Genomic DNA, 21029 nt, shown 5'->3' with positions numbered 1-21029 from the left:
TGGCCCTTCAGCTCAGCTTGCGGGACTTCTGGATCGCGGCGGTCAGCCGTTCGATCAGCGGGGCGAACCCGGCGTACGAGAACCGCGGCACCGCGTCCCACGGGGTGATCTGCTCGGCCTTGACGGCGGGCAGCTGGCCCCAGGAGGGCTTGGCGGTCAGGTCCTTGGGCTGGAGGGCGGTGGAGCGCTGGTCGAGCAGCAGCAGGTCGGCCGGGTACTTGCCGGCGTTCTCCCAGCTCAGGCCCTCGTAGTAGTCGCCGCCGTCGGTCTTCTCCGGCTGGATGAACTCCACGCCCAGCTCGGCGAAGTAGATCAGGTCGCAGGAGACCTTCGGGTTGGAGACGTAGAACAGGTCGGCGCTGCCGGAGCAGGCCATCACCTTGACGCCGCCGGCCGCCTTGACCGCCTGCCGCAGCTCCTCGGACGCCTTCTCGAACCGGGCCTTGGCGTCCACGACCCGCTGCGCCTTGAGGTCCGCGCCCAGCGACTCGGCGAGCTTGGCGTAGTGCTCGATCGGCTGGGTGATGGTCACCCGGCCGGTGGAGATCAGCGCCTGCGGGGCGAGCGCCAGGATCTTGTCCTTGGACTCGTCCGGCACGTACCAGTACGCGCCCGGGTCGTACATGTGGGTCACCAGCAGCTCGGGGCGCAGCGCCGCGTACTTCTCGATCGAGAACTCGCCCCAGGCGTTGCCGATGATCTCGACCTTGTCCACGTCCAGGCTGCCGGCCTGCGGGTCGGCCTTGCCGTCGGCCGACTTGGTCTCGCCGAAGACGCCGACCAGCTGCTTGTCCAGGCCGAAGTCGGCGAGCGCGGCGGCGGCGCCGGTGAAGGCCACCACCCGGCTCGGAACGGTCTTCGCGGTGACGGCCTGCGGGCGGTCGTCGGTGAAGGTCCACGGGCCGCCGGCCGCCGTCGAGCCGGACCCGGCCCCGCCGGACGCCTTCCCGTCGCCGGAGGAGCCGCAGGCGGCGAGGACCGCGCCCAGGGCGGTGGCTCCGCCCGCGGCGAGCAGGCCGCGGCGGGTCAGGCGGGGGGAAGACGACATGGCGGTACCTCGGTTCGGGCGGTTCGGAGCAGGGCGGAGCGGCACGTCGGTGGGGGCGCCGAGGTGCGGGTACCCGGCGGCGGCCGCCGGACGTACGCAGGTTAACCTAACCTAAGTACCGGTACGGAGGGTCCCCCGGGGGTCCCGCCGGCCCGTCCCCGACCGATCCGGAGCACCCTTGAGCACCACCGGCTCCCTCCCGATACCCGGCGCCGCCACCCCCGCCCGCCGCGGCTCGCCCCGCACGCTCGGCCTGGCCGCCGGGCTGCTCGTGCTGCTGGCCGTCCTGGTGCTCAGCCTCGGCCTCGGCGCCCGGCAGCTGAGCCCCGCCGGGGTCTGGCACGGCCTGCTCGACCCGAACGCCCCCGAGTACACCGTCGTCCACCGGATGCGGCTGCCCCGCACCCTGCTCGGGCTGCTCGCCGGCACCGCGCTCGGCCTGGCCGGCGGCGTCATGCAGGCCCTCACCCGCAACCCGCTCGCCGATCCCGGCCTGCTCGGCATCAACGCCGGCGCCTCCGCCGCCGTCGCCACCGCCGCCGCCGTGCTCGGCGTCACCTCCTTCACCGGGTACGTCTGGTGGGCGCTGGCCGGGGCCGCCCTGGTCTCCGTCCTGGTGTACGCGGTCGGCGGCGGACGCGGCGCCACCCCCGCCCGGCTCGCGCTGGCCGGAGCCGCGCTCAACGCCACCCTCTACTCGTACGTCAGCGCCGTGATGCTGCTGGACACCGCCTCGCTCGACAAGATGCGCTTCTGGACGGTCGGCTCGCTGGCCAGCGCCCAGACCTCCACCGTGCTCGGCATCCTGCCGTTCGTCGCCCTCGGCGCGCTGCTCGCGCTCGGCCTGGCCCGTCCGCTCAACGCGCTCGCGCTCGGCGACGACGCGGCCCGGGCCCTCGGGGCCAGGCCGGCCGCGATCCGGGCCGCCGCGATCGTCGCCGTCACCCTGCTGTGCGGGGCGGCCACCGCCGCGTGCGGCCCGATCGTCTTCGTCGGCCTGATGGTCCCCCATCTGGTCCGCGCCCTCACCGGCCCCGACCTGCGCTGGCTGCTCCCGTACTGCGCCGTCCTGGCCCCCGTCCTGCTGCTCGGCGCGGACGTCCTCGGCCGCGTCCTGGGCCGCCCCGGCGAGCTCCAGGTCGGCATCGTCACGGCCGTCCTCGGCGGACCGTTCTTCCTGTACTTCGCACGACGGGGGAAGGCCCGCGCATGACACCCACTCGGATTCGGACCCGGCGGCCGGCGGTCGGCGGCGGTGTGGAGGCGACGGCTGCGCGCCCGCAGGGCGCGGGGCGGGGCGGGGAGGTCGGGGCATGAGGACGTTGCGGGTCGGCGGGTGGTCGGTGCGGTACCGGCCGCGGGCGTTGGCGGTCTGCGCGGGGGCCGTACTGGTGGCGCTGGGGGTGGGGGTGCTGGCGCTCGGGCGCGGGGACTACCCGATCGCGCCCGGCGAGGTGGTGCGGACGCTGTTCGGCGGCGGGAGCGTCGCCGAGGACTTCATCGTCAACCAGCTGCGGCTGCCCCGGGTGGCCACCGCGCTGCTGGTCGGCGCGGCGCTGGCGCTGGCCGGGGCGCTGTTCCAGACGCTGGTGCGCAACCCGCTGGGCAGCCCGGACATCCTCGGGTTCACCCAGGGCGCGGCCACCGGCGCGCTGCTGGTCGTGGTGGCGGGCGGCTCCAGCGCCGCGCTGGCCGGCGGCGCGGTGGCGGGCGGGCTGGTCACCGGCGTGCTGATCTACGCGCTGGCCTGGCGCGGCGGCGTGCAGGGCGCCCGGCTGGTGCTGGTCGGCATCGGGACGGCGGCGATCCTCACCGGCGTCAACGGCTACCTGCTGACCCGCACCCAGCTGATGGACGCCGCCCGCGCGGTGCTCTGGCTGACCGGCAGCCTGGACGGCCGGGGCTGGGAGCAGGCCCGGCCGCTGGCGGTCGCGCTGGCCGTGCTCGTCCCGCTGGTGCTGCTGGTCTGCGGCCCCGCGCTGCGCGCCCTGGAGCTCGGCGACGACGCCGCGAGCGGGCTGGGCGTGCGTCCCGAGCGGCTGCGGATCGCGCTGCTGGGCGCCGCCGTGCTGCTCGCCTCGCTGGCCGCGGCGGCGGCCGGGCCGGTCAACTTCCTGGCCCTGACCGCCCCTCAGCTGGCCCGCCGGATCACCCGCTCGCCGGGCCCGAACCTGGCCGCCTCGATGTGCACCGGCGCCGCGCTGCTGGTCACCGCCGACTTCGCCGCGCAGCACCTGTTCGGCGACCGCCAGCTGCCGGTCGGCGTGGTCACCGGCGTGCTCGGCGGCGGCTACCTGGTCTGGCTGCTCGCCACCCAGCGCCGGGCCGGCCGCCTGTGACCGGCCGCCCGTCCCCACGGGTGCCGTCGGCCCGAGTACCGTCCACCCCGTCGTCCCCGTCGTCCCGAACGGAGCCCTTGATGGCCCAGCCCGAGCCGCGCCTGGCCGGCCGCGACCTGACCCTCGCCTACGACAAGCGCACCATCGCCGAGGGCCTGACCGTCGACATCCCCGACCACTCCTTCACCGTGGTGGTCGGCCCGAACGCCTGCGGCAAGTCCACCCTGCTGCGCGCGCTGTCCCGGACGCTCAAGCCGGTCGCCGGGCAGGTGCTGCTGGACGGGCGGTCGATCGCCACGCTGCCCGCCAAGCAGGTCGCCCGGACCCTGGGCCTGCTGCCGCAGTCGTCCATCGCCCCGGACGGCATCACCGTCGCCGAGCTGGTCTCCCGCGGCCGCTACCCGCACCAGGGCGTGCTGCGGCAGTGGTCGACCGAGGACGAGCGGGTGGTGGCCGAGGCGATGGCCGACACCGGCGTCGCCGAACTCGCCGACCGGCCGGTGGACGAGCTCTCCGGCGGCCAGCGCCAGCGGGTCTGGATCGCGATGGCGCTGGCCCAGCAGACCCCGCTGCTGCTGCTCGACGAGCCCACCACCTACCTGGACATCGCGCACCAGATGGAGGTCCTCGACCTGTGCGCCCGCCTGCACCAGGAGCAGGGCCGCACCCTGGTCGCCGTCCTGCACGACCTCAACCAGGCCGCCCGCTACGCCACCCACCTGGTCGCCCTGCGCGACGGCCGGCTGGTGGCGGCCGGTCCGCCGCAGGAGGTGGTCACCGCCGAACTGGTCGAGGAGGTCTTCCGGCTGCCCTGCCGGGTCATCCCCGACCCGGAGACCGGCACCCCGCTGGTCGTCCCGTCCGCCAAGCGCCGGGCCCCCGCCCAGTCCTGAGGCCGCTCCGCGCCGAGCCCTGAGCCCGCGCGTACGGGCCCCGGCCGGGCGGCGGCCCCGGCGGCGGCCCGGGCGGCGGATTCGGGACCCGCCGCCGGAAAGGCTCGGGTTCCCCGGGGTTCGGTCGGATACTGGCGGTATGCGTGTCAATGCGGAGAACCCGGAGTATCCCGAGGACGAGCAGGACGAGCAGTCCCCGACCGTGCTGGAGGCCGCCGACCAGGACCGGGCGGCGGCCGAGCCGGAGGTGGACGACCTGGAGGTGTTGCGGCAGCGGCGCGAGCGGGGCGCGGAGCCCGCGGACGAGGGCGACGCGGTGGAGCAGGTCCGCGAGGTCGCGCTGGAGGACGAGGACTACCGGGAGTAGCGGCCCGCCGCTCCCCTCGGCCCGCCGCTCCCCTCGGCCCACCGCTCTCCTCCGCCCGCCGCTCCCGCCGGCCTCTCGGTGCCGCCGGCTCCCCGGTGCCGCCGGGCTCGGCTCAGATCGCCCGGCGGTGCTTGAGCCAGGCGAAGGCGGCCCAGCCCGGCAGCACCGGCAGCATGAAGGTGAGCAGCCGGAACAGCACGACGGAGGCCATCGCACCGGCGTGGTCGATGTGCCCGGTGAACGTCAGCATGGTGGGCATCAGGGCCTCGACCCCGCCCACGCCGCCCGGCGTCGGGATCACGTTGCCCGCCGCGTTCCCGGCCAGGAAGCTCACCGCGACGGCGTTGAAGGCCGGGTCCTGGCCGACCGCCCGGGTGCAGCAGTACAGGCACAGCACGAAGCACATCGACACCAGCAGCTGCCCGGCCACCCCGGTGGCCAGCCGTCCGGGCTGCTGGGCCAGGTCGAGCAGGCGCGGCAGCACCTCGGCGCGCAGCGGCCGCAGCAGGGTCTGGGCGCGCCGCCGCAGCGAGGGCACCGCGGCGACCGACACCGCGACCACCGCGCCGGCCGCCCCGGCCAGCCAGAGCACCCAGCCGCCGGCCGACGGTGCGGACTCGGCCCCGGGCGGGGTGCCGTCCACGCCGACCAGGGCGCTGAACACGGCGAGCTGGAGCATGTGCAGCACCAGGCCGAACAGCTGGCTGACGCCGATGCTGGACATCGCCTGCGCGGTGGGGATGCCCGCGCACTGGAGGTAGCGGGTGTTCAGGGCGAGGCCGCCGACGCCGCCGGGCGCGACCACCTTCACGAACGAGCCGGCCGTCTGGGCGGCCAGCGTGGCGCGGAACGACAGCTGCTCGGGGACGAAGCCGCTGAACGCGAAGGTCGCCACGGGGTAGCTGGCCGCCGCCCAGAGCGCCGCGCCGGCCAGCCACAGCGGGTCGGACTGGGCGACCAGGGCGATCGGGTTGCCGTCGCTGCCGAACAGGAACTGCAGCAGCGCGTACCCGACCGCGACGCAGGCGGCGACGGTGAGCAGGGTGCGCGGGCGCAGCCGCTCCAACCGGACGGGCACGGCGGTGGCCTGCGGCATCCGGCGCTGCACCTCGGCCCGCAGGTCGGCGGTCAGGTTCCGGTGCCGGGCCAGCGCGGCCCGGGTGTCGCGGGCCAGCGCGATCGGTTGCAGCAGCGGCAGCGCGGTGCCGACCGGGCCGGGCCCGAGCACCTCGATCGCGGCCCGCACCGCCCGTTCCGGCCCGGCGTGCACGGCCAGCACGGCGAGCAGCCCGGCGACGTCCAGCCGCAGCAGCAGTTCGCTCGCGGCGATCTCGCCGCGGGCCAGCCCGACCAGGTGGACCTTGCCCTCGGCGTCCAGCAGCACGGTGTTCGGGGAGAGCGAGCGGTGGGCGATCCGGCGCCGCTGGAGCAGCGCCAACTGCTGCCAGGCGTCGCGCAGTTCGGCGTCGGTGGGGCCGTCGGGGAGGTCGTCGTACGGGACACCGTCCGCCGGGTCGTCGCCGGGCGCGGCCGGCTCGGCGAAGAGTTCGGCGAACGGCCGGGCGTCGATCCGCCGGTAGGCCACCAGGGCGGCGTCCGGGCCGAGTTCGACCACCGCGACGGGCAGCCGGGTGCGGGCCCCGGCGGCGGACGCGGCGTGGCCGAGCAGGGTCTGGTGCTCCAGCCCGGCGCGCAGCGGGCGCAGGCCGAGCGGGCGGGGCGCGGTGCGCAGCCGCAGCGCCAGCCACAGGTGGCCGAGCAGCCCGCTGGCCTGCGCGTACCGGTCGAGCAGGTGGACGTCGAGGTCGGGACGGCCGTCGTGCTGGGTGACCAGGTAGCGGCCGGTCCCCAGGGTGAGCACGGTGTCCGGGCGGACGCCGGAGCCGGCCAGGGCGGTGGCGATCTGGCCCTCGGTGGGCGAGGCGACCGGCTCGCCGACGGCGTACCGGGCGGCGTGCGCGGTGGTCCAGCCCAGCAGCAGGGCCAGCGCCAGCGACAGCGGGGTGGCGTACCCGGTGATCAGCCCGGACAGGCCGGACAGGCCGAGCGTGACGCCCAGCGCGGTGCGCCAGCGCCGCCGCCCGGCGGTGCCCAGGGCGGTCATGAAGGCCAGCACCGGCGCGAGGTGCCCGTACACCGGGTCGGTGCGGCCGGGGCCGACGGGCAGCGGGTGGGTGAGGGTGGCGAGGTCGCCGATCAGCAGGTCCAGGCCGAGCGAGAGGCCGTAGGCGAGGACGGCGGCCAGTACGGCGTCGGCGACCCGGCGGCCGTCGGCGCGCAGCACCCGGTCGAGGGCGAAGCCGAGCGGGACGGTGAGCAGCGCGGCGCCGCACAGCGCGGCGGTGAGCTTGGCGGGCGGCCAGGGCAGCAGGTCGAGGCCGCGGGCCACGTCGCTGTCCAGGCCGAAGACGGAGGACCGGGCGTACCCGGCCAGCAGCAGCACCAGCAGAATCCAGCAGACCCCGGCGACCAGCCGGATCAGCGCGGCGGGGTGGCGGACGCGGTCCGCCCGCCCGGCCCGCGCCGGGGGCGGGGGCGTCCGGGACTCCTCGGATTCGTCGGCTTGTATCACCGTGGCCACGCGGCATGGTCCCACACCGCCCCGACCCGGTCCGGCCGTTCCGGCAAGGGGGCCGGTGCACCCGGGTGTACACGCGTCGATAAACGGGCATATCGGACTGATGAAGGAATGAAGGGAGATCGACGATGACCGAGCGATCGACCGACCGGACGGCCATGCTCCGCCGGGGCACCCGGGAACTGCTGGAGCAGCGCGGCATGGCCGCCGATCCGGCGCCCCTCGCCCCGCAGCCGCAGGCCGGCGGCGCCCTCGCCACCCGCACCGGCCCCCATCACGGCGACGAACCGTTCGGCCACGGCGACGAGCCGTTCGGCCACGGCGGCCACCGGATGCCCACCGGGGTCGGCCCGGCCGACGGGCCCGCCCTCCATTCCAGCCTGCCGGGCCACCGGCACCGCGGCGCGGAACGGCACTCGGCGCACTGAGACGCCCCGGCGAACACCCCGGCGGGGGTGGGAGAGTGGGGCCGCAGATTCACGCCCCCGCCGAAGGAGCGCCATGGCCGACACCCCCGAGTTCGCCTCCCGCGAGGAGTGGCTCGCCTCCCTGCACCGCGTCTACGCCGCCGCGGGCTGCCTGATCACCGACCCCGACGGCCGGGTCCTGATCGTCAAGCCGGGCTACCGCCCCGGCTGGCAGTTCGTCGGCGGCACCGTCGACCTCGGCGAGGACCCGCGGCAGTGCGCGACCCGCGAACTCCACGAGGAGACCGGGCTGCACCGCGAGGCCGGCGACCTGCTGACCGTCGCCTGGACCAACCCGAGCGGCGAACTCGACCACCCCGCCTGCCACTTCCTCTTCGACCTGGGCGTCTTCCCGGCCGACACCCCGATCACCCTCCCGCCGGGCGAACTCGACGCCTACCGCTGGGCCCCCGTCCCCGAGGCGCTCGCCCTGGTCGGTCCGGCCCGCGCCCTGCGCCTCGAAGCGGCCCTCGCCGCCCGGGCGGACGGCCGCACCCGGGTCGTGACCGCCCCGAACTCCGGCTGGTGACGGGCCGCGAGGCCGGGAGGCCCCCGCCCGCGCCCCCACCTACCCCTGCTCGCTCCGCCAGACGTACGCCGCCGAGACCGGCTGGCCGCGGTGGCGCTCCCACTTGGGCTTGAGGGCCGTCCACCGGTCGCCGACCACCTCCTCGCGCATCTCGGCGAGCCGCCAGCCCGCCGCCAGCCCGGCCGTGAGGTGGTCGCTGACCAGGTGGACGTGGGTGGTGATGGCGATCGGGCCGTCCGGGCCGTCGTAGTGGGTGGGCATGCCCGCGGCCATGATGAAGGCGGGGTGCAGGCCGACCAGCACGAACAGGCCGCCGGGGCGGACCAGCCGGTGGGCCTCGCGGTAGAGCGGGCCGAGGTCGGGGAGGTGCTCGTCGACGAGGGAGCAGGCGGCCAGGTCGTAGCCGCCGGTGGCCAGGCCGGTCGCGGCGAGGTCGCCCTCGACCAGCCGCCGGTGCGCGCCGCGCTCGCGGGCGCGGGCGAGCATCTCGGGGGTGAGGTCGACCCCGTCCACCGCGCCGACGCCGCGCCCGCGCAGCCAGGCGCCGGTGCGGCCGGTGCCGCAGCCGAGGTCGACGGCGGTGGCGGCGTCGGCCCAGCGCGGGACGGCGAGCGCCGCCAGCACGTCGAGGTCCATCGCGTCCTGCACGGTGCTCTCGTAGCTGTCGACCCACCCGGCGTAGCCGGTGCGGACGTCGACGGTGGGGTAGCCGCGGGTGTCGAACAGCGAGAAGTCCGTCATGCCGGGCAGTATCCTGCGCCGCCCGGCCGCGCCGCGAACGATTAAGTCCCCGTCCGGCCGCGCCGGGGCTCAGCCCAGCAGCCGGGCCCGGACGGCGGCGACGTCCCCGGCGGGCAGCCACTGCTCGGCGTCGAACTCGGCGAGGACCTCGTGCAGCGCCCGCTCGGGGGTGGTGTCGGCGTCGGCGAGGACGCGGGCGATGCCGGCCTCCTCCTCGGGGCGGTCGAGGAGCGCCCACATCGGCCGCAGGTTGGCGGCGGAGAGCAGGTAGTCCTCGGCGATCGCGGCGGGCGTGGCCCCGGCCAGGGCGAGCAGGACCAGGGCGGCCAGGCCGGTGCGGTCGCGGCCGGCCCCGCAGTGCACCACGACGGCGCCGGGGCGGGCCCGGGCGACGGCGGCGACCAGCTCGGAGACGGCCGGCCGACAGTGGTCGAGGTAGGGGCGGAACGAGAGCGGGGTGCCGTCCAGGGCACCGAACCGGGCCCACCAGTCGGGCCCGGCCAGCGCGTCGAGCGGGACGCGGACCAGGTCGACGCCGTCGGGGGCGGGCAGCAGCGGCCGGTACTCGGCGGCGTCGCGCAGGTCGACGACGGTGCGCACGCCGTACCCGAGCAGCGCGTGCTGGCCCTCGGCGGTGAGCCGGTCGAGGTTGTCGGCGCGGACCACCGCGCCGGTGCGGGTGCGCCGCCCGTCCCGGGTGGGCAGCAGGCCGAGGTCGCGGACGTTCAGGCAGCCGTCCCAGTCGAGCCGCCGTTCCTCGTGCGCTGCCACCGTCGTCCCCGTCATGTCCGCCCCCCGCGGTTCGTCCCGTGCGCCCCACCGGTGCTCCGGCGCACCGCCACTGACAGGGACTCAGCCCGCTCCGGGATGGTTCCCGTCCTCGGGGCGGCGGAACTCCCAGAGCGTCCGGCCGAGCGTGTCGAGCGCCCGGACGGTGTGGAAGCGGGCGTCCCGGACGGAGAGGAAGCCGCGGGCGGCGCCCGCCAGGACGGCCTGCGCGGCCGGGTCGTGCCGGCTCCACGCACCGTACAACTCCAGGACACCGACGGTCAGTTCGGCGCGCTGGATGCGGGCCAGGTGGGCGGCGGCGAGGGCGCCGTTGACGCCGTCGAGCTCGGCCTGGCCCAGGTACCGCTCGCGGTCGTCGGCGACCAGCCGGCGGCGCAGTTCGGGCAGCGCGTAGCCGCGGACGGCGGCCACCGAGTCCTCGACGGCGATCAGCCAGCGCGGCCCGGGCGCCACCTCCCACCAGACCTCGCCGCCGACCGGCAGCAGCTCGCCGATGTGCGAGTGCCAACGCTCCAGCCCGGTGGGGGAGTTGGCGTCGGGACGGATGCTGCGCCGGTCCCAGGCGGCCTTGTCGGTGACGGACAGGTTGACGGTGTACCGGACCCGCCCGTCGCCGACCACCGCGCGCACGCCGAGCACCGCCCAGCGCTCGCGGTCGGGCAGCGAGAAGGAGTGCCGCCAGCCCTGGAAGCCGAGCCCGCGCAGGGCGGGCGCGAAGTGGTCGCGTATCCCCGTCGTGTACAGCTCCTGGGCGGTGCGCATGCCGGTTCCCGGCCTCCTCGTCCACGGGTGGAATCGGGGTGAATTGCCCCTTATGTGCACGGTATGGCGGGTGAGTGGGGGCGGACCGCGGGCGAAGGACAGCGGTCGGCGGGACGAAGGTCGGTCCGGCTCGGGCCCTGCGGCCCGGGACACCGAGCCGGGCTGACGGCCGACCGGGCCGGGTCGGCCCCGCGCCGGGCGGGCCCGGCTCCACCACCGGTCCGTCACCGGCCGGGCCGCGCCCCGGCGGTGGGAGCGTTCCCCCGGATGCCGCATGATGTGGCGGGTGCACAGAGCTGAACACCACGGGGCGGACGACGGGGAGCGGCTCGACCGCCCCTCCGGACCGGACCGTCCGCCCGCCCGGCGGGCCGACCTCGCCGCGGCCGTCCGCGCCGCCCAGGCGGGCGACGAGGAGGCGTTCCGGGTCCTGTTCCGGGCCGTCCAGCCGGGGCTGCTGCGCTACCTGCGGGTGCTGGTCGGCGGGCGGGCCGAGGACGCCGAGGACATCGCGTCCGAGGCGTGGCTGCAGATCGCCCGCGACCTGCCGGGCTTCCGCGGCGACGCGGACGGGTTCCGCGGCTGGGCCGCGACGGTGGCCCGCAACCGGGCGATGGACCACCTGCGCCGGGTGCGCCGCCGACCGGTCGCCGACCTGCCGGTGGAGTACCTCGCCGAACTGGCCGCCGCCGAGGACACCGCGGGCCAGGCGATGGCCACCGTCGCCACCTCCGACGCGCTCGCGCTGATCGCCTCGCTGCCGCCCGACCAGGCCGAGGCGGTGCTGCTGCGGGTGGTGCTCGGGCTGGACGCGGAGAGCGCCGCGAAGGTGCTCGGCAAGCGCTCCGGCAGCGTCCGGATGGCCGCCCACCGCGGGCTCAAGCGGCTGGCCCGGGTGCTGGAGCAGAGCGGGGGAGCCGCCGCCGGGGTGCCCCGCCGGGCGGCCGGCGGAGCCGCGGGCGGGGCAGCGGGCGGAGCCGCAGGTGGGACGGCAGGTGGGACGACTGCCGGGACGGCCGGGGGAACGGCCGGGGAAAAAGTTTCCGCGCGGGGTGTGACACCGGCGCAGGTGCCGACGCTGAAGGACATGAGATGAGCACCAACCGATCCCGCCGGATCGATCGCGCCGCCGCCGAGCAGTTGCTCGGCGGTGCCACGGTCGACCCGGAGGCCGGTCAGGACCCCTCCGCCGGACGGCGGTCCGCGCCCGGACGGCCGGAGCTCGCCGCCCTGCTCGCCGCCGCCGCGACGGGCGAGGCGGCCGGCGACGGCCCGCTGCCCGGCGAGGAGGAGGCCGTGGCCGCGTTCCGGCAGGCTCGTCGCCAGTCGGCCCCGACGCAGCACCGGAGACGGAAGATGGCGGACACCGCGCTCGCACGGGCGCTCAGCGCGAAGGCCGTGGCCGTCGCGCTGGGGGTGACCGCCGTGGGCGGCGTCGCGGTCGCGGCCGGACACGGCCGGCTGCCGGAGGCCCTGGGCGGCCCCGCCCCGTCCCCGACGGCCACCGGCACCGCGCCCGCGCCCGCGCCGTCCACCCCCGCGCCCGCCACCGCGTCCGGGAGCCCCGGTGCCGAGCGCACCGGCCGGCCGCCGACGGGCACCCCCCGCCCGGGCGGCAGCCCGACCCGGCCCCCCGCGCCGTCCGCCACCGGCCCGGCCGACCTGCCGGACCTGGTGCGGCTGTGCGAGGGCTTCGCCGGGCGGGTCGCGTCCGGCAGCCGGCCCCGGGAGGCGGCCGCCGTCCCGGAACTGGCCGAGCTGCTGAAGGCGGCCGGCGCCCCGGAGAAGGTGGCCGGCTTCTGCGCGCTGCTCGCCGCGCGCGGCTGGGACCAGCCGGGCGGGGAGGGCCGCGACCGGCCCTCGACCGCCCCGGGCCGGTCGAGCGCCCCGGGCCGGTCCGCCCCGTCCTGGCCGTCGTTCCCGGCCGGCCGGTGGGGGCGCACCGGGTCCGACCGGCCGGCCGACGGGGGGAGCGGCCAGGACTGACACCGAGACTCCGGACGGACGACGGGCTCCCCCGGGCCCCCGTCCGTCCGGGACAGCTCCGACCGGCCGAAGACTCCCCCGGGTCCGCCGCCGGTCGGGGAACCGCTCCGGACGGGCGGCCGGGCTCCCCCGGGTCCACCGTCCGTCCGGAGCCCGGCCCGCCCGTACCGCCCGAACACCCTGGAGCCACGGTGACCCACCGACCGCACCTCCGGGCGAGCTCGCGATGACCTTCCCCCGCACCTCGCCCGCCGCCGAACGCGCCGCCGCCCGCGCCGCCCGCCGCACCCTGGGCGGCGGCCCGCCGCGCGGGGCCCGCGCCCTGCTCGCCGCCGCCCTGGCCGCCCTGACCGCCGCCCTGCTCGTCCAGCGCCCCTGAACCGGCCCCGGCCGGGCCCGCTATGGTTCACGGGTTGCCGGACCGAGGTGGAGGGAACATCCGATGATCGGACGCGCACTGAACGGGCGCTACGAGCTCGGCGAGATCCTCGGCGTCGGGGGCATGGCCACGGTGTACCGCGCCCTGGACCACCAGCTGGGCCGCCCGGTGGCGGTCAAGGTACTCAACGGCGGCCTGGCCGACGACCCGCGGTTCGCCGAGCGGTTCGCCCGCGAGGCCAGGTCGGCCGCGCTGCTGGCGCACCCGCGGATCGTCACGGTCTTCGACTCCGGCGTCGACCAGGGCTCCCCGTACCTGGTGATGGAGCTGGTGCACGGCGCGACCCTGGGCCGGGTGATCGCCGAGCAGGGCGTCCTGCCGGTGGAGCGCGCCGTGGGCACCGCCGCCGCGGTGCTGGACGCGCTGGCCGCCGCGCACGCCCAGGGCCTGGTGCACCGGGACATCAAGCCCGGCAACATCATGATCACCCAGGACGGCGGGGTGAAGGTCGTCGACTTCGGCATCGCCCGGGCCGGCTCCTCGGCCGGCCAGCAGCTCACCCAGACCGCCTCGGTGCTGGGCACCGCCGCCTACCTCTCCCCGGAGCAGGCCACCGCCGGCCGGGTCGACGGCCGCGCCGACCTGTACGCGGTGGGCTGCGTGCTGTACGAGATGCTGGTCGGCGCCCCGCCGTTCACCGCCGACACCCCGGTCGCGGTGACCTTCAAGCACGTCACCGAGTACCCGCTCGCGGTCTCCGCGCACCGCCCCGACGTGCCGCCCGCGCTGGACGCCGCGATCCTCCGGCTGCTGGCCAAGCACCCGGACGAGCGCCCCGCCGACGCGCGGTCCGCCGCCGCCGAACTGCTGGCCGCCGTCCCGGCCGGGCCGGTCGACCGCGCCGCCGAGCTGCTCGGCGGCGCGACCCGGGTGCTGCCGCCCGTCCCCGCGGCCGCCTTCCCCGCCGCCCCGCCGCAGCAGCCGTACCCGCCGCAGCCGCAGCAGCCGTGGGCCGAGCCGCAGCGCACCTCGGTGCTGCCGCCGGTGGCGGCCCCGCTGCTCTCCCCGTCCCGCTTCGCGGAGGAGGAGCCCGCGCCCCGGCACGGCCGCAACCCGCTGGTGTACGCGGGCGTCGGCGCGGCGGTGTTCGTCTGCGTGGCGGGCATCGTGGCGTTCTCGCTCAGCGGCGGCGGCGACCCCGCCCCGGCGGCCGCGTCCACCCCCGCGCCGACGGCCGCCGCCGCCACCACCGCGGCCCCGCCCCCGTCGCGGTCCCCGTCGCCGTCGGCCTCCCCGTCGCCGTCGGCGTCCGCGTCCGGGAAGCCCAGCACCTCGCCCAAGCCCTCCACGTCGCCCAAGGGCGGCGCCCTGGTCGGCCAGCTCGCCCAGCTGCGGGCCGACGTGGCGCAGGCCGAGTTCAGCCGGGACCGGGACAAGCAGGACGACCTGACCGGGCTGCTGGACGAGGCGACCCGGGCCGTCAACGACCGGCACCCGTCCGACGCCGAGGACTCCCTCAAGGACGCCCAGAAGCTGGTCCGCGACCTCCAGCGCCACAAGGCCGCGGCGGCCCCGCTGCTGGCGGGCTGGCAGGTCCGGCTCGGCGCCCTGGTCGCGGCGGTGCACGCCCAGGCCGCCCAGCAGGACGACTGACCCGCGCTACTCCTCGTGCCGGGCCCGCCGCGCCGCCCGGGTCTTCACCTGCCGGGTCAGCGCGGTCACCCCGGTGGTCAGGAAGACGAAGGTGTACAGCAGTTGGAGCATCACCACGACCCGGGCGGCCTGCCCGGACGGGTGGATGTCGCCGTACCCGACGGTCGCCATGGTGATCACCGTGAAGTACAGCGCGTCGACCTTGGTGATCAGCCCGTCCAGTTCGCCGGGCTGCCGGGACATCCCCAGGTAGGCGGCGGCGAACACCACCAGCGCGGCGCACAGCAGGGTCAGGATGCGCGGCGCCGGGCGCCGGGACCGCCCGAGCACCTGCATCCGAGCCTCGCGCAGCAGCCCGACGCCGAGCACGGCCAGCAGCGTGCCGAACACCGTCCAGCTGACCGCCGCGTGGTGCGGCCCGAACCAGCCCAGCGGCACCGTGAAGTAGGCCGTCAGCAGCAGCACCGGGCCGCCCAGCAGGGCGAGGTACGTCCGGGCCGCCTCCCTCACGCCGGTGCGGCCTTCTCGTCGGCGGGCGGTCCGGCCGCCGGTCCGGGCGGTCCCGGCGGTCCGGCGGGCGGCCGGGCCGAGCCGTCGGCGGGGGTGTCTGCGGGTGCGTCCAGGAACTCCAGCACGGCCAGGAAGGCCAGCAGCACCAGCGCCATCCACAGCACCACGGCCGCGGTCGGGTAGCTCCAGGTCAGCAGCACGACGGCGGCGACGACGACCGCGCCCCAGCCCAGCCAGGACTTCCAGCGGTGCACGAGCCGACCGACCGGGCCCAGCCGCAGGCCGAGCCCCTCGGCGGCCTGCCGCACCGCGCCCAGGCCGGAGCCCCACAGCCGCCGCACCCGACCGGCCCGCCGCCCGGGCCCGGTCAGCCAGGCGGCCAGCGCGATCACCACGCCCAGCGCCAGCACCATCCGGATGCCCGCCCGCAGGTAGCGCACCAGGGTGTCGTACACCGCCATCGCGGCGGCCTGGTCGACGTCGGCGGGCAGCTTGTCCAGGTAGACCGTCCGGAACACGCTCAGCCCGGCGCCCAGCAGCACCGCCCCGGCGGCCATCCCGAGCGCCGCCCCGACGGTGGCCGGGCGGGGCCGCACCGCGAGCAGGACTCCGCCGACCGCGCACAGCACCGCCAGCACCGGCACCCAGAACCCGGCCAGGTCGAGCACCCGCAGCCCGGTCTGCGCCTTCCGCACCGCGTCCGACTGCACCAGCGTGTAGTCGGTGTGCACCTCCGGGATCTTCGAGGCCAGCCCCAGCCCGTTGGCCACCAGTCGGTCCTTCACCGCGGCGATCACCGGCGCCAGGTCCAGGCTGACGGTGTCGCCCCGCACCTGCACCGCGCCGCCGCCCTGCCCGGTCAGCACCTTGTCGAACGCGGCGTGCGCGTTGCGCAGCACGCCGGTCCAGAGGGTGGCGAAGGCGTCGGACCGCACGAACCGCAGCACCTGGTCGTGGACGAACCCGGTCAGCCCGCTGGTCAGCGCGGGACCCAGCCGGCCCAGCGCGGCGTCCAGCAGCGGCCGGTCGGCGGGGGCGACCTCGTTCAGCAGGTCGGTGATCGGCAGTTGCTGCATCACCGCGGTGGTCACCCGGTCGGTGAGCGCGTTCTGCACCGACGGGTCGGAGGCCAGCGGCGCCATCGTCGACACGAACCGGCCGGTGTCGGTCACCTGCGACTTGCTCCACGCGGCGACCACCCCGAGCGGGGTGAGCACCGCGGCCAGCACGATCAGCAGCACCGCGAGGAAGGACCGCACCCGGTGGTGCTCCCGCCGGGGCGGCCCCTGCTCCCGGTGCTCCCGGTGCTCCAGGACGGCGATCCGTTCGCGCAGCTCCGCGAGTTCCCGATCGCCCGACGGGTCCGCCGCCATCCGGTGCCTCCCAGGTGATCCGCCGTCAGGTGAATACCAGGAGATACCAGAACAAAACGGTCAGCCACCCGGGTGCGGCGACACGCCGGAGCCCCCGGTCCGTCGGGGCGACGGGCCGGGGGCTCCGGTACGGCGGGCGGGTCGGCCGGGGGCCGACGCGGCGTCAGGCCGTGGTCGACTTCGTGGTCGTCTCGGTCGTCTTGGTGACGACGACCGGCTCGACGGCCGGGCGGACCTGCTCGGCCTGCGAGGCGGCGGTGGCGTTCGGGGCCTCGGCGGGGGCGTCGTCCTCGCGCAGGGCCTTGGTCTCGGCCTTCAGGATGCGCATCGACTTGCCGAGACCGCGGGCCATCTCGGGGAGCTTCTTCGAGCCGAACAGCAGGACCAGCACCACCAGGACGATGATGATGTGCCAGGGCTCAAGACCGTTACGGAACATCCCTGACCACCGGTCCTTTCATGGAAGTTCTCGCTGTGACGTCTGGGCCGGACGGAACGCCCGACTCGGCCAGTATGCCTGGCCTTGTCGGCGAACGTATACACCGGTCGGCAAACAGCCGCCGAAAAACAGGTGATCCGAGTCATGTGGTCTGCACCACCCGTCCGGCCCCGGAAGCCGCCCCCGGGACCTCATCTACCCGTGTTCACCAGCACCGACCAGGCGGCCCCGCCCGCCGCCAGCACCACCACCGCGGTCAGCCCGCGCATCCACCACCGGCCCGCCGAAACGTGCGGATCGTGTTCCACCGCACTGCGCCGCCGCACCCCGTACGCGTACAGCCCGGCCGCCGCCAGCGCCAACACCCCGCCCAGCGCCGCCAGTCCGGGCGACCGCCGGAGGTAGCCGGTCCGCAGCACCAGCAGCGCGTCCGCGGCCAGCACCAGTGCGGTGCGGCTCCAGGCCAGCAGCGTCCGCTCCGGCTGGAGGCCCGGATCGCGCGGGGCGGCGCTCACCGCGACCAGCCGACGATCAGCGCCGAGAACACCGCCGCCGCGAGCGCCACGCACACCGTCAGCACCGGCATGATCCGGGTCGCCGGCAGCGGACCGCCCGCCCGCATCGCCCGTTCCACCCGCACCCACCGCCGGTAGGCCGCCACCCCCAGCCCGGCCCCGCCCGCCGCCAGCAGCACCGAGAGCACCACCCGCACCGGCACCGGCGCCAGGTCCGGCGTCAGCTGGTCCAGCCCCACCGCCCCCGCGAGCAGCGCCAGCGCCGTCCTGATCCAGGCCAGGAAGGTCCGCTCGTTGGCCAGGGTGAACCGGTAGTCCAGTTCCTCCGGCTGCTCCTCCGGCCCCGCGTCCTCCGCCGCCATACCGCGACCCTAGGCCGAGCGGGAGCGGCACGCACGGACGGACCGGAAACGTGCGGGACCGCGCGCGGCGGCGGGTGGACGCCGGTGAGGCCGCGGGAAGGGCAGTGGCCTGCCGTTCCGTCGCGGCCTCGCGGTCCGTTCGGGCCCGCTCGCGCGGTTGCCCCGCGCCCCGGTCGGGCGCGGCCGCGCGCTTACGCGGCGAGCGCCTTCTCCGCCGGTTCCGCGTCCGCCGTGCCGGGCACCGGCAGGTGGCGCATCAGCAGGTGGGCGGCCAGCGCGGCGCCGAGCATCACCAGGACCCCGACCACCGCGGCGACGTGCATGCCGGCGGCGAAGGCGTCGCGGGCGGTGGCCAGCAGCCGGTCGGCGGCCTCGCCGGGCAGGTGGGCGGCGCTGGTGACGGCCCCGCCGAGGGTGTCGCGGGCGGCGTCGGGGGCGGTGTCCGCCATCCGGGAGCGGTAGATCGCCGCGCCGGCCGCGCCGAGGAGGGCGATGCCGAGCGAGCTGCCGAGCTCCTGGGCGGTCTCCGAGGTGGCGCCGGCCGCGCCGGCCCGGTCGGCGGGGGCGGCGGAGAGCACCATCTCGCCGGTGATGCTGATGGTGCCGACTGAGCCGGCCGCGATCACGCCGGCGGCGACCAGCGGGAGGGCGAGCGAGGAGCCGGGGCCGACCAGGGCCATCGCGACGAACCCGGCGGCGCTCGCCAGGAACCCGGCGACCAGCAGGACGGCCGGCCGCACCCGGCCGGCCAGCGCGCCGAACCCGCCGACGGCCGCGCCGACGCCGACGCTGGGCAGCAGCGCCCAGAGCGAGGCGGCGAGCGGGCTGTAGCCCTTGACCAGCTGGAGGTACTGGGAGGTGAAGAGGGTGAAGCCCATCATGGCGAACATCGCGATGGTGTTGACGGTGATCGCGCCGGTGTAGGTGCGGACACGGAACAGGGTGACGTCGACCAGCGGGTCCGCGGCCGTCCGCAGCCGGACCACCAGGGCGGCGCCGACCAGCAGCCCGACCGCCAGCACCAGCGCGGGCCGCGGGCTCCAGCCGTCCACCGCGAGCGTCTTGATCCCGTAGACGACGGGCAGCACGGTGGCCATCGAGAGGGCCGCGCCGAGCAGGTCGAAGCGGCCCTGCCGCGGGGCGCGGTACTCGGGGAGCAGCACCGGGGCCAGGACCATCACCAGCAGCATCGCGGGCACGGCGATCAGGAAGGCCGAGCCCCACCAGAAGTGGTCGAGCAGCAGTCCGCCGATCACCGGCCCCAGGGTGGCGCCGGCCATCATCACGCCGCTCCAGGCGCCGATCGCGGCCTGTCGCTGCTTGGGGTCGGGGAACATGTTGCGGATCAGGGCCAGCGTGGAGGGCCCGAAGACCGCCCCCGCGATGCCGAGCAGCGCCCGGGCGGCGATCAGCCGGCCCGCCCCGTCCGACCAGGCGGCGACCAGCGAGGCGACCGCGAAGGCGGCGGTGCCGCCGATCAGCAGCCTGCGCCGGCCGATCCGGTCGCCCAGCGCCCCCATCGGGATCAGCAGCCCGGCGAGCAGGAACGAGTACATGTCCATGATCCACAGCTGCTGGGTGCCGCTGGGGTGCAGGTCGGTGGCGATGAAGGGGACGGCGAAGAACAGCACGCCCATGTCCATGGCGAGGACCAGGGTCGGGAGCAGCAGGAGGGCCAGGCCCAGCCAGGCGCGGCGGCCGGCGCGGTGGGTGGTGCGGTCGTCGGTGGTCATGACGGTGACTGTACGGACGTCTTGCACGCTTGTCTAGTACAAGCGTCTCAATCGCTCGTTTCAGACGTTCGCGCAAGACGCCCGTCTTGGACGGGGCTAGCATCGGGACATGGGAAATCGTGAGGACCTGCTGGCCAGTGCCGCCCGCTGCCTGCAAGAGAAGGGCTACGGGCGCACCACCGCCCGGGACATCGCCACCGGCGCAGGCGTCAGCCTGGCCGCGATCGGCTACCACTACGGCTCCAAGGACGCCCTGCTGGTCGAGGCGCTGGTCGGCGCGATGGAGACGTGGGGCGATTCGATCGGCGCGGCCCTGACCGCCGCCGCGGAGGTCGACGACCCGCGGGAGCGCTTCGTCCGGGCCTGGAACGCGGTGCGCGACAGCTTCGCCGAGCACCGCGGGCTGTGGACGGTGCAGTTCGAGCTGCTCGGACAGCTCGACCACCTGCCGGGGCTGTCCGAGCGGCTGGCCGCGGCGCAGAAGGACGGCCGGCTCGGCCTGGCCGCGCTGTTCCAGGGCCGGGACGAGGTGGCGGACACCCCGGAGGAGCTGGCCCGGGGCGTCTTCTACCAGTCGCTGCTGCTCGGGCAGGCCGCCCAGTGGATGGTCAGCCCGGAACTGGCACCGAGCGGCGAGGACTACCTGCGCGGGCTGTCCCTGGTCTCCGGCGACGTGCTGGGCCGGGCCGGGGGCTGACGGGGGCCGGAGGGGCCGGCGGCGGGCGGGGGAGAAGGGCGCCGGGCGCCGGGCGTCAGGCGGTGACGGCGGTGAGCAGCACCACCGCGTCGGTGTGGGCGACCAGGCCGTGCCGCTCCTGCGGGACGGTGTGCAGCTCGCCCGGGCCGGCCTCCTGGCGGCGGCCCTCCACCGTCAGCGCGACCCGGCCGCGCAGCACCTGCAGGCTGGCGGCGACCGGGGCGTTGTGCTCGTCCAGCACCGCGCCCGCCCGCAGCGCGATCACGGTCTGCCGCAGCACGCCGTCGTGCAGCAGCAGGTGGGCGCTGCGGCCGTGCGGGCTGGCGGCGGCCTTGGCGGCGTGCTCCTCGGCCAGGGCGTTCAGGTCGATCCGGGTCGGCTGCTCGGTCATCGCGTTCTCCTCCGTCGGGCCCCCGCACCACCGGGCCCGCCGACCGGGCCCCGCGGCCGACCCTAGGCGGGGGCCCGCGCGTGTCGCGCGCTGGATCACGCGCAGGGGTTAAGGGACGGCCCGCTCGGCGTGCGGGGCCGGGGGAGCGGGCCGATGGTGGCCCTATGGCGACCAAACAGAAATTCACCGTCGGCGGTTTCCAGGTGAACCGCGGCATGCTCACCGTCGGCGCGGGCCTCACCGGGATCGGCGCCGTCGTCGCACTGGCCGGGACGGCGCTGGTCTGCGCCGCCCTGGTGAGCGCGGGCCGGGGCTGGGTCCGGACCCTGGAGACCCACCCCGCCGAAATGGCGCAGCGCACCTTCCACCAGGCGAGGGCCGCCTCGGCGGCCGGACGGGAGGCGTGGCGCAGCAGCGTCAACTGACGTCGACCGACCGGGCGAGTGGCGGAACGGCCCGGAGGCGGGCACCCGGCCGG

24 protein-coding genes are annotated in these 21029 nt (G+C 76.6%); 12 read left to right on the top strand and 12 right to left on the bottom strand.

Features of this window, described 5'->3' with window-relative positions; all coding sequences use genetic code 11:
- Positions 1-7: 7 nt before the first annotated feature.
- The gene (locus QMQ26_RS16290; protein WP_282206149.1) at positions 8-1048 is read right to left on the bottom strand and encodes an ABC transporter substrate-binding protein; all 1041 of its coding nucleotides are present in this window, start codon (positions 1046-1048) and stop codon (positions 8-10) included.
- Positions 1049-1226: 178 nt separating this feature from the next.
- Between QMQ26_RS16290 and QMQ26_RS16285 the strand changes: the two genes are divergently transcribed.
- The 4 genes from QMQ26_RS16285 to QMQ26_RS16270 all read left to right on the top strand — a co-directional run bounded on the left by QMQ26_RS16285 (position 1227) and on the right by QMQ26_RS16270 (position 4647).
- Entirely contained in the window at positions 1227-2261 is a 1035-nt protein-coding gene (locus QMQ26_RS16285; protein ID WP_282206148.1) for a FecCD family ABC transporter permease, read from the top strand.
- 100 nt (positions 2262-2361) lie between these two features.
- On the top strand, positions 2362-3387 hold the full coding sequence (locus QMQ26_RS16280) for a FecCD family ABC transporter permease (RefSeq protein ID WP_282206147.1): 1026 nt from the start codon (positions 2362-2364) through the stop codon (positions 3385-3387).
- An 80-nt stretch (positions 3388-3467) separates the two neighbouring features.
- Positions 3468-4280, top strand: coding sequence for an ABC transporter ATP-binding protein (locus tag QMQ26_RS16275; protein WP_100837570.1), 813 nt, complete (start codon positions 3468-3470; stop codon positions 4278-4280).
- A 139-nt stretch (positions 4281-4419) separates the two neighbouring features.
- Positions 4420-4647 (top strand): hypothetical protein, encoded by a 228-nt coding sequence (locus tag QMQ26_RS16270; protein ID WP_100837571.1) that lies wholly within the window; start codon positions 4420-4422, stop codon positions 4645-4647.
- 112 nt (positions 4648-4759) lie between these two features.
- Here the strand turns inward: QMQ26_RS16270 and QMQ26_RS16265 are convergent, their stop codons facing one another.
- Positions 4760-7228: a lysylphosphatidylglycerol synthase transmembrane domain-containing protein gene (locus QMQ26_RS16265; RefSeq protein WP_282206146.1), complete on the bottom strand. Its 2469-nt coding sequence runs from the start codon at positions 7226-7228 to the stop codon at positions 4760-4762.
- Between the two features lie 125 nt (positions 7229-7353).
- Between QMQ26_RS16265 and QMQ26_RS16260 the strand changes: the two genes are divergently transcribed.
- Positions 7354-7653, top strand: coding sequence for a hypothetical protein (locus QMQ26_RS16260; RefSeq protein WP_282206145.1), 300 nt, complete (start codon positions 7354-7356; stop codon positions 7651-7653).
- Between the two features lie 73 nt (positions 7654-7726).
- The gene (locus QMQ26_RS16255) at positions 7727-8221 is read left to right on the top strand and encodes an NUDIX domain-containing protein (protein ID WP_111553811.1); all 495 of its coding nucleotides are present in this window, start codon (positions 7727-7729) and stop codon (positions 8219-8221) included.
- A gap of 39 nt (positions 8222-8260) precedes the next feature.
- On the opposite strand, the gene QMQ26_RS16250 is transcribed toward QMQ26_RS16255, so the two are convergent.
- The 3 genes from QMQ26_RS16250 to QMQ26_RS16240 form a co-directional block, all read right to left on the bottom strand.
- Positions 8261-8962, bottom strand: coding sequence for a class I SAM-dependent DNA methyltransferase (locus QMQ26_RS16250; RefSeq protein ID WP_282206144.1), 702 nt, complete (start codon positions 8960-8962; stop codon positions 8261-8263).
- 69 nt (positions 8963-9031) lie between these two features.
- Positions 9032-9733: a tyrosine-protein phosphatase gene (locus tag QMQ26_RS16245; protein WP_282206143.1), complete on the bottom strand. Its 702-nt coding sequence runs from the start codon at positions 9731-9733 to the stop codon at positions 9032-9034.
- Positions 9734-9814: 81 nt separating this feature from the next.
- Positions 9815-10513: a hypothetical protein gene (locus QMQ26_RS16240; protein WP_282206142.1), complete on the bottom strand. Its 699-nt coding sequence runs from the start codon at positions 10511-10513 to the stop codon at positions 9815-9817.
- Positions 10514-10790: 277 nt separating this feature from the next.
- Here QMQ26_RS16240 and QMQ26_RS16235 point away from each other — a divergent pair, with 277 nt between their 5' ends.
- From QMQ26_RS16235 to QMQ26_RS16220, 4 genes are all read left to right on the top strand, one after another.
- On the top strand, positions 10791-11609 hold the full coding sequence (locus QMQ26_RS16235) for an RNA polymerase sigma factor (RefSeq protein WP_282206534.1): 819 nt from the start codon (positions 10791-10793) through the stop codon (positions 11607-11609).
- Complete coding sequence (locus QMQ26_RS16230; protein ID WP_282206141.1) at positions 11606-12499, top strand: hypothetical protein; 894 nt, start codon at positions 11606-11608, stop codon at positions 12497-12499. The genes QMQ26_RS16235 and QMQ26_RS16230 overlap by 4 nt, the downstream gene beginning before the upstream one ends.
- Before the next feature lie 226 nt (positions 12500-12725).
- Positions 12726-12878, top strand: coding sequence for a hypothetical protein (locus tag QMQ26_RS16225; protein WP_158585402.1), 153 nt, complete (start codon positions 12726-12728; stop codon positions 12876-12878).
- A gap of 63 nt (positions 12879-12941) precedes the next feature.
- The gene (locus QMQ26_RS16220; RefSeq protein ID WP_282206140.1) at positions 12942-14531 is read left to right on the top strand and encodes a protein kinase domain-containing protein; all 1590 of its coding nucleotides are present in this window, start codon (positions 12942-12944) and stop codon (positions 14529-14531) included.
- Positions 14532-14537: 6 nt separating this feature from the next.
- Here the strand turns inward: QMQ26_RS16220 and QMQ26_RS16215 are convergent, their stop codons facing one another.
- The 6 genes from QMQ26_RS16215 to QMQ26_RS16190 form a co-directional block, all read right to left on the bottom strand.
- A complete protein-coding gene (locus QMQ26_RS16215) occupies positions 14538-15041 on the bottom strand; it encodes a potassium channel family protein (protein ID WP_282206139.1) in 504 nt (167 codons plus the stop codon).
- Positions 15038-16414: a hypothetical protein gene (locus QMQ26_RS16210; protein ID WP_282206138.1), complete on the bottom strand. Its 1377-nt coding sequence runs from the start codon at positions 16412-16414 to the stop codon at positions 15038-15040. Before QMQ26_RS16210 ends, QMQ26_RS16215 begins: the two co-directional genes overlap by 4 nt.
- Before the next feature lie 163 nt (positions 16415-16577).
- Entirely contained in the window at positions 16578-16853 is a 276-nt protein-coding gene (tatA, locus tag QMQ26_RS16205) for a Sec-independent protein translocase subunit TatA (protein ID WP_282206137.1), read from the bottom strand.
- A gap of 191 nt (positions 16854-17044) precedes the next feature.
- Positions 17045-17368, bottom strand: coding sequence for a DUF202 domain-containing protein (locus tag QMQ26_RS16200; RefSeq protein WP_282206136.1), 324 nt, complete (start codon positions 17366-17368; stop codon positions 17045-17047).
- Entirely contained in the window at positions 17365-17730 is a 366-nt protein-coding gene (locus QMQ26_RS16195) for a YidH family protein (protein ID WP_100837584.1), read from the bottom strand. Before QMQ26_RS16195 ends, QMQ26_RS16200 begins: the two co-directional genes overlap by 4 nt.
- Before the next feature lie 191 nt (positions 17731-17921).
- Positions 17922-19463: an MFS transporter gene (locus QMQ26_RS16190; RefSeq protein WP_282206135.1), complete on the bottom strand. Its 1542-nt coding sequence runs from the start codon at positions 19461-19463 to the stop codon at positions 17922-17924.
- Between the two features lie 109 nt (positions 19464-19572).
- Here QMQ26_RS16190 and QMQ26_RS16185 point away from each other — a divergent pair, with 109 nt between their 5' ends.
- Positions 19573-20160, top strand: coding sequence for a TetR/AcrR family transcriptional regulator (locus QMQ26_RS16185; RefSeq protein ID WP_282206134.1), 588 nt, complete (start codon positions 19573-19575; stop codon positions 20158-20160).
- Between the two features lie 55 nt (positions 20161-20215).
- Here QMQ26_RS16185 and QMQ26_RS16180 read toward each other — a convergent pair whose 3' ends face one another.
- Complete coding sequence (locus QMQ26_RS16180) at positions 20216-20551, bottom strand: cupin domain-containing protein (protein ID WP_100837587.1); 336 nt, start codon at positions 20549-20551, stop codon at positions 20216-20218.
- A 164-nt stretch (positions 20552-20715) separates the two neighbouring features.
- Between QMQ26_RS16180 and QMQ26_RS16175 the strand changes: the two genes are divergently transcribed.
- A complete protein-coding gene (locus QMQ26_RS16175; RefSeq protein WP_100837588.1) occupies positions 20716-20976 on the top strand; it encodes a hypothetical protein in 261 nt (86 codons plus the stop codon).
- Positions 20977-21029 lie beyond the last annotated feature (53 nt).

This window comes from Kitasatospora fiedleri, from assembly GCF_948472415.1.
In the GTDB taxonomy this organism is placed as follows: Bacteria; Actinomycetota; Actinomycetes; order Streptomycetales; family Streptomycetaceae; genus Kitasatospora; species Kitasatospora fiedleri.
Note: the sequence above shows the minus strand (reverse complement) of the source record. Positions and strands in the feature narration are given on the sequence as shown.